The organism is Flavobacterium aerium (genome assembly GCF_030766725.1).
GTDB classification, from domain to species: domain Bacteria; phylum Bacteroidota; class Bacteroidia; order Flavobacteriales; family Flavobacteriaceae; genus Flavobacterium; species Flavobacterium aerium.
Map to the genome: position 1 here is coordinate 1 of NZ_JARQWR010000028.1, position 2,584 is coordinate 2,584.

The following is a 2,584-nucleotide window of genomic DNA, read 5'->3' on the forward strand; positions in this document are numbered from 1 at the left end:
TTACCGGAGAAACTGTAATAGCATAGATTTGTCCATTTACTGGATTAACCTGACAGCCTTGTTCTACATTTACTGCAAATGAATTCGTGTTCTCTGTTACTGTTACACTAGATTGTCCTTCACAGCCGGAAATGTTTACTTTTAATGTATACGTTCCTATTACTGTTGCAACAATCGTTGGAGTAGTTACCGTTGAAGTACTTCCATCTGGTAATGTCCATGTATAAACCGCATTTGGATCTGAAATATTAAAGTTCGTCGGAGTTATCGTTAACGATACTGAACCGTTTGAACAAATTGCATAGGGTCCATTGAATGTGAAATTCCATGCTGTTGTACTTGCAACAACTTCAAAAGGAACTAAATCACTTGTACATCCATTTGCATTGATTCCCATAAAGTAATGACCTAATGCAGCAGTGAAAGTTGTTCCATTTTGACCTGGAATTGCTGTCTGATTTGCATCATACCATGTAATTACTGTACCTGGCGCACTAATATTTGTATTTGATGAGACAGCTGTAACAACAGTTGTCTGACCTGCACAAACTTGTAAATTACCTGTAATACTTACAATTGGTTTAGGGTTTACAGTAATTTGAGTATCAAATCTGTTAACACAACCATTTAAAGTTACTTCAAGTGTATAAGTACCCGCTGCAGAAACAGTAAGAATATGAGTTGTTTCGTTTGCAATCGGTGTAGTCGACCCATTCAAGTACCAAGCAAAAGTAGCATTCGCTTTAATAAAGTTTGTTGCTGTTGCAGTAATCGTTGTAGACTCTCCTTCACAAATAGTTGTTGCTCCCGCAAAAGTTACCATTGGTGTTGGTTTTACAACTAATGCTACAGGCGTAACATCGTAGCACGTAGACACTGCATTGCTTTGAACTCTAATGTATATAATTTTAGATGGTGTTGAATATGGAACTGTACTATCAATAGTATTTGCATTTCCAAGATTCGCATCAGTTTCATTTACATAATAAGTCACTGTATAATCTGCTGGATTAAGAGCTCCTAATACTTCAGGTGTTAATGTTGCTAAATCAAAAACTTCAATTCCATCATTTGAAACATCATCACATTTCGCATATTCTGCCGGCTCTGTAACTCCAATTGGAGGAGTTAATGTTACCACAACAGTTGATTCTTTTGTTGGACAACCTTGTCTTGTAACAACTACTTTGTACGTTCCTGATACTGTAGCCGTAATAGTTGGTGTAGTATTTGGAAGAGGGACAACGTTATTATCTACATCAGTATAAGACCATGCATAAGCATCTACCGAACTTGTAGTTGTAGCCGTCAATAACACATCTGTTCCACAAACGGTTTTATCTGGACCTAAACTAACTTCTGGACATACAATTGCGCAGTTTGTTGTTCCTGTACCACCGGTTTGTCCTAGTGTAATAAATCCTTGTTTTCCATTAAAGTTTGTAATTCTTACAATATAAACTTGACCTACAACAGCACCTGTAATTGAGAAACTCTCTACTGCTGCCGTCGAATAACTACATCCTATTTCTGTAGTCCCATTTAAATTCCCACAAGCTGTTGTCAATGTTTCTTGCAAAGTAGGCCCTACAAAAGGTCCATAAGCTACAAAATCCACATCCAATGTTTCTCCAGTTGGTAAACCAGCTGTAAACTGTGTATTTTGAACAATTTGGAAATTTAAATTTCCTGGTTGATCAATTACTAAGTAATAATAAATTGGGTTTGGTGTGGTTCCTAAACAAGATATTCCTCCTTGATCTGGAACACCTACTGCATTAGGGAAAAGTATAGGACTTCCTGGCGCAGAACAGAATGGTCTTACATTCTCACAAGAAATTTTTGCTCCAATACATACGTTGAAATTAGTCGTTTGTGGTGTAGCTGCCACAGAATAAACTCTTAATTTATATACTTGTCCTGGAACTAAATTCGTAGCAACAATACTACGGTCCGCATTACTATTAGCATAGGCTTTACAATACAATTGTGTTAAGTTCTGACAAGTTCCACTATATAATGCAAATTGTAAATTTGTAGTTGAACCTACAAGATCTAAAAGTGTTACATAATGTGTATCCGTTACCGCAGTAAATTCGAACCAAACATCATCGTCTGCAGATCCCGCACAAGTATTTGCTTGTGGAGAAGCTGTTGCTCCATTAATCGTTCCTGGTGTTTTAATCTGACATGTATTATCTGGATTAGGAGTTAACTGCGTTGCGTTTGCACACTCATCATTTGCAATTAATGTTCTAAATTTAAATGGTCCAGTCCATGTACTCTTACCATTTGCTCCGCCACAATTTGCTCTAACATAGAACTCATATGGTGAACCTGAGTTTAACCCTCCTGCTGGGTAAGGTTGAGCTGTAGTTCCTGTTCCTAATGTTGCTGCTGTTGGAACTGGTCCATTCTCTGCTTGTACAACAATATCCCATGACGTAGCACTTCCTACTTCTGTCCATCCTAATAAAGCTCCAGATTGTGTAATTCCTGTAGCTGTTAAATTCTTTGGTTTTTTGCACAATGGTGGGGTACAATTCATTATTCCTGTGAATAATGTTGTTCCTGGTACTCCAAT

1 protein-coding gene is annotated in these 2,584 nt (G+C 37.4%); it reads right to left on the bottom strand.

Annotated features, from left to right (window positions below):
* Positions 1-2,548 (bottom strand): fibronectin type III domain-containing protein (locus tag P6733_RS17825; RefSeq protein ID WP_372339317.1); only part of this gene is annotated, 2,548 nt, incomplete at its 3' end.
* Between the last annotated feature and the right edge of the window lie 36 nt (positions 2,549-2,584).